The sequence below is a fragment of the Candidatus Neomarinimicrobiota bacterium genome (assembly GCA_030743815.1).
Taxonomy (GTDB): Bacteria; Fidelibacterota; Marinisomatia; order Marinisomatales; family S15-B10; genus UBA2146.
This window is the reverse complement of record JASLRT010000017.1, coordinates 1-7,034: the sequence shown is the minus strand read 5'-3', so window position 1 is coordinate 7,034 and position 7,034 is coordinate 1. Positions and strand designations below refer to the sequence as shown.

Sequence of the window (7,034 nt, the reverse complement as noted above, 5' to 3'; positions counted from 1 at the left end):
CCCGCCGCCACCATTGTTGCCGCGTGGATAAGGGCGCTCACAGGCGTGGGGCCTTCCATGGCATCAGGCAGCCAGACATGGAGAGGAAACTGGGCCGATTTGCCGATAGCGCCGGCAAAGAGACACAGTCCCGCTATAGTTAGAAGCTTCTGATTAAACACACCTTCAGCCACACCGGCGTAAGCATCGCTGAACAGAAAAGAGCCGGTAGCTGTAAAGAAAAGCATGATACCGATGAACATTCCAATGTCACCGATCCGGTTAACAAGAAACGCCTTCTTAGCGGCATCGGATGCTGTATCTTTCTCGAACCAGTGCCCGATAAGAAGATAGGAACTGAGACCTACCAGCTCCCAGAACATATAGATGCTGAAAAGATTATTGGAGAGAACAATCCCGTTCATGGAAAAGGTAAATAAAGAGAGATAGGCAAAGTAACGAGAGTACCTGATATCACCCTTCATATATCCCACCGAGTATATATGTACAAGACTCGAAACGATAGCTACCACCAGCAACATGACGATGGTTATGTTGTCGATCAGAAGGCCCAGCCTGAACTCCAGAGTACCGAGATCAAACCACTGCCACGTCTTTTCCACCGTAAAGTCGGCGTCGTACATCACCAGCATAACGCCCAGCATTGCCAAAGCGAGACAGAGGGTGATTACAACGGCACCAATGGAAATCCAGTCTCCCTGTCGCGGCAGACGCTTGCCAAAGAATATCTGGATGAGAAAGGCCAGAATCGGCAAGATAAGAATAAGAAGACCGTACGTGATCATTACCTTTTCAGACTGTCAGCTTCATCGATATTGACAGTACCCAGGTTATTGTAAAGATTGAGAATGATAGCAAGCGCCACAGCCGCTTCTGCCGCTGCCATGATGATGACGAAGAGCGCGAAGACGTGCCCCGAGAGGTTCATTCCTCCAAAGCGGGCAAAAGCGACAAAATTAATATTGGCCGCATTGAGGATCAGCTCAACACCCATCAGAACCGCAATCCCGTTTCGCCGCGTGATGACACCAAAGATTCCCAGTGTGAACAGAATCGCCGCAACAATCAAATATGTGTTTAAGCTATCCATCAGTTCTCTTTTCGCGCCAGCATCGCGGCACCAATAAGGGCAGCCAGCAGAAGAACGGAGGCGATTTCGAAGGGAAGCAGGTAGTCGATCATCAGCAGCCTGCCGATTCCCGCCACTGTCTCTTCAGACTCGGGCGTACTCTTGAGGAACCACGGAGAAGAAGTAATCATCCTGACAAGACCTGCAATTATCAGAAGCGCCAATAGCCATCCTATCCCCTGCTGCATGCTGGTATGGGACAGGCGAACGTCCACCATCTTGTGCGTCAGCATGATACCAAAAATGATGAGAACCAGAATACCTCCCACATAAATAACAACCTGGGTCACTGCGATGAAATCGGCCATCATGAATACATAAAGACCGGCGACACCGAGAAAGGTAAACAACAGCGCTACCGCTGAGTAGATCAGATTCTGGGAGCGTACCACAACAAAAGCCGATCCCACCGTCAGCAACACTACGAACCAGAACACGAAATCGGCGCCTGTCACTCTTCGCCCTTCTTCACTACTTCAGCCGGTTTGCTGTATTCGGCGGCCATGGCGGGTGGAACCTTAGAAAAACGGAAGACTATATCATTGCGGTTAAATTCAGAGAATTCATAGTCAATCTCGTGTTTGGAGGAATTGGGGCCGCCCGTCATGTAGATACACTCTTCAGGACAGGGATAAGTACAGAGATTGCAGTAACAGCATTCCGTCATATCGATATCAAATCGGGTAACAAGCAGTCGTTTTTGCGTCCCGCTGGATGTTATACCGCGATGATTCGCTTCAGGTATATCTTCTCCCTTTTCCACCTTCACAGTGTCGATCTTAATACAACTGACTGGGCAAGTACGCACACACTTCATACAGCCGATACAATCATCGATATCCACCGTGAGCCGCGAGCGGATAACGTTGTAGCTGTCGGTACTGAAACCGATCTTCTTTTCCGGTCTGGGCCACCGTTCAACAGGGTATTGCAGTGTCACAAATCCTTTGCGGATACGCAACATATGTCCCATGGTCACACGCATGCCGATAAGAAGCGTTGTTATCGATTCCCATATGTTGGCGACATATCTCATCGAAATCCTCTCATCTCACAAACAAATCCCAGATCCCGACTCCAGCAATATTGACAAAAGCTGCCGGCAGAAAGAATTTCCAGCACAGCCTCATGAGCTGATCGGTGCGCAACCTGGGAAACGTCCACCTGAACCACATCATCACCAGAATCAGAAAGATAGCTTTACTCAGAAACCAGATGAGACCCCATCCTGGGCCGTCCATGACACCGGGAATGGGACTCTGCCAGCCGCCCAGAAACACCACCGCAGCGACGCCTGCTACGATGAACATATTGGCAAACTCGGATAGCATGAAAAACGCCCAGCGCATCCCTGAATATTCGGTATGAAAACCGGCGACAAGCTCCGATTCAGCTTCCGGTAGATCGAAGGGCGTCCGGTTCGTCTCGGCAACGCCCGATATAAAGAAGATAAAGAAGGCCATCAGTGTGAACGGATTATCGAGAATAAACCAGTTGGGGAAAATCCCCCAGACAGTTCCACCCTGAGCTATGATTATGTCTTGCATCCTGAGGCTCCCCACCAGCATGATAACGGCCAGAAGGGAGAGCGCCGCCGGGATCTCATAACTGATGATTTGCGCTGCTGATCGCATGGCACCGTAAAGCGACCACTTGTTGTTGGAACCGTATCCAGCGAGTATGATGCCGATAACGCCTACAGAGCTCATTGCCACAATGTAGAAGACGCCTACATTGAAATCTGCGGCGACGATCCACTGATTAAAAGGGAGTGCGACAAATGTAACAAAGGCGCCAACAAAAATAATGAAAGGTGCAAGGATAAACATCTTGCGGTCGGCCGCGGCCGGGATTATGTCTTCTTTCAGAATCAGCTTCAGCGCATCGGCTACCGTCTGAAGCAGACCCCATTTCCCTGCGTGGAGGCCAACACCCTGCCCCATGGGCCCAAGTCGATCCTGCATGAAAGCAGATACCTTTCGCTCCGCGTAGACGGCCACTATGGCATTGACCGCCATGAAGATGAAAATGGGCAAGGCAGCAAAGGTAGCAGCAATAACAAACTGTATCATCCACGGCGAAGAGGACATCCATGAAGATCGCGAAAACAGCTCAAGGAAATAGTCGACCATTACCGATCAATCTCCCCCAACACAATGTCGAGACTTCCAAGAATGACGATCACATCGGCGATCATCCACCCTCTGGCGATTTCATCGATACAACTGAGAGCGGTAAACGCGGGGGATCGCATCTTCAACCGGAAAGGAACAGGCTTTCCATCGCTAATTATATAGTATCCCAAATCGCCGCGCGGTGTCTCCGATCGACTGTATACTTGCCCCTTGGGAGGGCGAATCTTCTTCGGAAGCGCTGAATGGACGTCGCCGGTTCGCGGCATCTGGTCCAGCGCTTGGCGCACAATTTTTGTACTCTCCTCAACCTCCCTCACACGCACATAGTAGCGATCCCAGCAGTCCCCAACGGAGCCCATGGCACCCGTTCCGATGGGAATATCAAACTCAAACTTATCATAAATGCTGTATGGCTCATTCCGCCTGAGATCCCATTTGACGCCGGAACCCCTCAGATTCGGTCCCGTCACGCCGTAGCTGATGCCGACATCGGCAGGCAATACACCAACATCTGCTGTCCGTTCAACAAAAATCTTGTTGTAAGTGAGGATTTCATTATACTCCGTCACCTGCGGTTCAAAATAGTCGAGAAACTCGTAGGTTTTCTCTACCCACCCCACCGGCAGATCGTGGGATACACCGCCGACCCAGATGTAGTTGTAAAGCAAGCGTGCACCGCATAACATTTCAAAAAGATCGAGGATACGTTCCCTGTCTCTGAAACAGTAAAGGAAAGGGGTGAACGCTCCAGCATCGAGCCCGAATGTTCCGATGGCAAGGAGATGGGAGGCAATACGATTAAGCTCGGCCACTATGACACGGATATAGTCAACCCTTTCCGGAATTTTTATCTCCATCAGCTCTTCCAAGGCCAGAGCATATCCGAAATTGTTATTCATGGAAGCAATATAATCGCAACGGTCGGTATAGGGGATTACCTGCTCATAGGTCACATTCTCGCAATGCTTCTCGAAGCAGCGGTGCAGGTAACCGATATAAGGGGTGATCCTGGTGATGATCTCACCATCGGTGCTGACCTTCAATCTCAAGACACCGTGGGTGCTCGGATGCTGGGGTCCAATGTTGAGGACCATCTCCTCGCCGTGAAGCGAACCCAGTTCCTTTTCGAGGACTACTCCCATCCTTCCTTCATTTTAGGGACAACAATGCCGTGATACAAATCGGGGAAGACATAATCTTTCCGCAGGGGGAAACCTTCCCAGTCCTCCGGCAGCAATATCCTGCGGTGATCGCGATGACCATCAAAAGTGATACCATACATGTCATACACCTCTCGCTCAAACCAATCGGCAATGCGCCAAATCTGTTCTACAGACGGCACCTTTGGATCTGCCTTGGAAACAGGCATACGTACCTCCAGCTTGTGAGCATGAGTCATAGAATGCAGGTTATAAATTACAGCCAGATTCTCCTCTTCGCCGTAGTCCACACCTGTTATACACATCATAGAATCGAACTTCAGCTTATCATCATGATAAAGGAAGCGGGCAAGTTCACACCAGTCAGCTGGTGAGACGGCGATATAATCAGCGGGTTCATCTTCGCCGCCAAGGATCAGATCTTCCCTGAATTGGTCGTTGATATAGGAGATGATTTCGTTTAACTGCATCGACGGATAAAATCAGCTTCAGGCGGTGGGAACCTCCCCCTGAACATCCGCTATGGGTGGGGCCGGCTCCTGCTCCAACTTGAGTTTGCCATATCGACCGCCGCCAAACGGGACAGAATACTTGACCCATTCCAAGTCTCCTTTGCGCCAAACATACGCCAGGCCCAATGCTAGAATGGCGAGGAAGATCATCATTTCAACGAATGCAAAGAGACCAAGCTGCTTATAGACCACAGCCCACGGAAACAGGAACACCACTTCCACATCAAAGATGACAAAAATGAGTGCTACAATGTAGAAGCGGATATTGAACTGGATCCAGGCAGTTCCTTCAGCGTCCTCACCGCATTCATACGTTGACAGCTTGTCAAAAGTTTTCCGCTGCGGCGACAGTATTCTTTGCAGTAGCAACGGGACTGCCACCAGAATTATCCCGATGATCAGAAAGATGAAAACAGTGCCAAAGTGTTGATACATTAGACCGGATACCGATAAGAATAAGACGAGAATTTATCGTGGAGTGGATTCCTTTGCAAGCCAAATTGGGGCGATGCTCCGTCTGATATTGGCGCTTCAAAATGACTCCTTCCCGGAGGGATCGGGATTCCATCGTTTTACTCCAAAATCCGTATTCGCAATCAGGGATAACCGATGGCTCACGTTTCCTCCACCACTCACCAGTTACCACTCACTTGGCACCGGGCAGATCACTTGGGTCTTGACTGGGACAATTGCATCAAAACAGATTGCCGTTTCATGAAGCAATCTGCTAAATTCATCCGTCCTATCCATGTCTCTGATTAAACGAACTGTCACCCCGCTTCTCCCTCTGCTGCCTTCCGCACTGGTGCGGAAAATCGCCATGCGCTACGTTGCCGGCGTTACCGTAGAAGAAGCTGTCGCCACTGTTCTGCGACTCAATAAGGCAGGATTCTGCGCAACCCTCGATATCCTGGGTGAATATACTGATTCTATTGAAGCAGCAAAGCAGATTACGAATGCATATCTGGAGCTTTACGACACTATCCGCGATGAAGCACTTGACTGTAATATTTCTCTTAAGCTGACCCACTTGGGCCTCGGATTTGATGACGGACTGGCTGAAGGAAATCTGTCCACGGTAGTCCGCAAGGCTCGTGAGACGGGCAACTTCCTGAGAATCGATATGGAGAATTCTCCCTACACGAACGAGACCCTTCACCTTTACCGGAAATGTCTGGCTCACCATGCACGGATCGGAGCTGTGTTGCAGGCCTATCTCTATCGCAGCATGGGCGACCTCACTCAATTGACAGGCGATAAACTTAACATTCGTATCTGCAAGGGGATTTATCATGAATCAGAGAAAATTGCGACTCATGACAGGGAAGAGATCCGCCACAACTTCATCCAACTGGTCCATAAGGGCCTTGAAAGCGGTGCTTACGTGGCCATTGCCACCCACGACAAACTCATTATCGATTCGTTAGAGACATGGATAGCAAACAGAAGAATATCGAGAGATCTTTATGAATTCCAGGTTCTGTATGGCGTCCCCATGGGGGGAAGACTGGAGCAGCTGTTGGAGGGCGGTCATAAGGTACGGATATATGTCCCGTTTGGCGAGGAGTGGTTATCGTACGCCACACGTCGCCTGGAAGAGAATCCGCATCTGGCGGGGTACATTCTCAAGAATCTGTTCGCAAGATGACTGGAGGGATATAGATTTGAAGAGGACTTCAAGGAAGCGAGGGGTAACAACATGAACGAACCGGAAACCGTTGCAAAGATTTTCGCTATGAAGACCATTGCTGTGGTGGGCATGAGCCCCAAACCGGAACGGCCCAGCCATTACGTGGCGCTATACCTGCGGGACCACGGGTATAGGATAATTCCGGTCAATCCGGGGCAGGCCGAAATCGCCGGCATAACCTCCTACCCTTCCCTGCTGGATATCCCGGTCAAGGTGGATGTGGTAGATGTGTTCCGAAGACCGGAACATACGGTTCCCATTTCTGAAGCAGCGGTTGAGATCGGTGCCAAGGCCCTTTGGCTCCAGGACGGTGTAATCAATGATGAAGCGGCAAAACTGGCGGAAGATGCTAGCCTTTTGGTAGTGATGAACGACTGCATGTTGCGCCGACACAGACAATTTTTTGGA

The 7,034-nt window shown here is 50.1% G+C and carries 10 protein-coding genes; 2 read left to right on the top strand and 8 right to left on the bottom strand.

Annotation, left to right across the window (positions count from 1 at the left end; all coding sequences use genetic code 11):
• The 8 genes from QF669_01620 to QF669_01585 form a co-directional block, all read right to left on the bottom strand.
• The coding region (locus QF669_01620) for a proton-conducting transporter membrane subunit (GenBank protein MDP6456142.1) at positions 1–785 on the bottom strand (785 nt) is incomplete at its 3' end.
• Entirely contained in the window at positions 785–1,090 is a 306-nt protein-coding gene (gene nuoK / locus QF669_01615) for an NADH-quinone oxidoreductase subunit NuoK (GenBank protein ID MDP6456141.1), read from the bottom strand. The genes QF669_01620 and nuoK, both read right to left, overlap by 1 nt.
• Complete coding sequence (locus tag QF669_01610; GenBank protein ID MDP6456140.1) at positions 1,090–1,584, bottom strand: NADH-quinone oxidoreductase subunit J; 495 nt, start codon at positions 1,582–1,584, stop codon at positions 1,090–1,092. The genes nuoK and QF669_01610 overlap by 1 nt, the downstream gene beginning before the upstream one ends.
• Entirely contained in the window at positions 1,581–2,165 is a 585-nt protein-coding gene (locus QF669_01605; GenBank protein ID MDP6456139.1) for a 4Fe-4S dicluster domain-containing protein, read from the bottom strand. Before QF669_01605 ends, QF669_01610 begins: the two co-directional genes overlap by 4 nt.
• A 10-nt stretch (positions 2,166–2,175) precedes the next feature.
• The gene (nuoH, locus tag QF669_01600; protein MDP6456138.1) at positions 2,176–3,261 is read right to left on the bottom strand and encodes an NADH-quinone oxidoreductase subunit NuoH; all 1,086 of its coding nucleotides are present in this window, start codon (positions 3,259–3,261) and stop codon (positions 2,176–2,178) included.
• A complete protein-coding gene (locus QF669_01595; protein MDP6456137.1) occupies positions 3,261–4,406 on the bottom strand; it encodes an NADH-quinone oxidoreductase subunit D in 1,146 nt (381 codons plus the stop codon). Before QF669_01595 ends, nuoH begins: the two co-directional genes overlap by 1 nt.
• Entirely contained in the window at positions 4,397–4,894 is a 498-nt protein-coding gene (locus tag QF669_01590) for an NADH-quinone oxidoreductase subunit C (protein ID MDP6456136.1), read from the bottom strand. The genes QF669_01595 and QF669_01590 overlap by 10 nt, the downstream gene beginning before the upstream one ends.
• 18 nt (positions 4,895–4,912) lie before the next feature.
• Entirely contained in the window at positions 4,913–5,371 is a 459-nt protein-coding gene (locus tag QF669_01585) for an NADH-quinone oxidoreductase subunit A (GenBank protein ID MDP6456135.1), read from the bottom strand.
• 313 nt (positions 5,372–5,684) lie between these two features.
• Between QF669_01585 and QF669_01580 the strand changes: the two genes are divergently transcribed.
• Together QF669_01580 and QF669_01575 are read left to right on the top strand one after the other, a co-directional pair.
• Positions 5,685–6,584 carry a proline dehydrogenase family protein gene (locus tag QF669_01580; GenBank protein MDP6456134.1) on the top strand — a complete coding sequence of 300 codons (900 nt, stop codon included), beginning with the start codon at positions 5,685–5,687 and terminating at the stop codon, positions 6,582–6,584.
• A gap of 51 nt (positions 6,585–6,635) precedes the next feature.
• A partial coding sequence (locus QF669_01575; protein MDP6456133.1) for a CoA-binding protein occupies positions 6,636–7,034 on the top strand: 399 nt, incomplete at its 3' end.

Excerpts from the sequence above, each read along its gene's own strand:
- nuoK (MDP6456141.1), bottom strand. The coding sequence starts at position 1,090 with ATGGATAGCTTAAACACATATTTGATTGTTGCGGCGATTCTGTTCACA.
- QF669_01605 (MDP6456139.1), bottom strand. The coding sequence starts at position 2,165 with ATGAGATATGTCGCCAACATATGGGAATCGATAACAACGCTTCTTATC.
- nuoH (MDP6456138.1), bottom strand. The coding sequence starts at position 3,261 with ATGGTCGACTATTTCCTTGAGCTGTTTTCGCGATCTTCATGGATGTCC.
- QF669_01595 (MDP6456137.1), bottom strand. The coding sequence starts at position 4,406 with ATGGGAGTAGTCCTCGAAAAGGAACTGGGTTCGCTTCACGGCGAGGAG.
- QF669_01590 (MDP6456136.1), bottom strand. The coding sequence starts at position 4,894 with ATGCAGTTAAACGAAATCATCTCCTATATCAACGACCAATTCAGGGAA.
- QF669_01585 (MDP6456135.1), bottom strand. The coding sequence starts at position 5,371 with ATGTATCAACACTTTGGCACTGTTTTCATCTTTCTGATCATCGGGATA.
- QF669_01580 (MDP6456134.1), top strand. The coding sequence starts at position 5,685 with ATGTCTCTGATTAAACGAACTGTCACCCCGCTTCTCCCTCTGCTGCCT.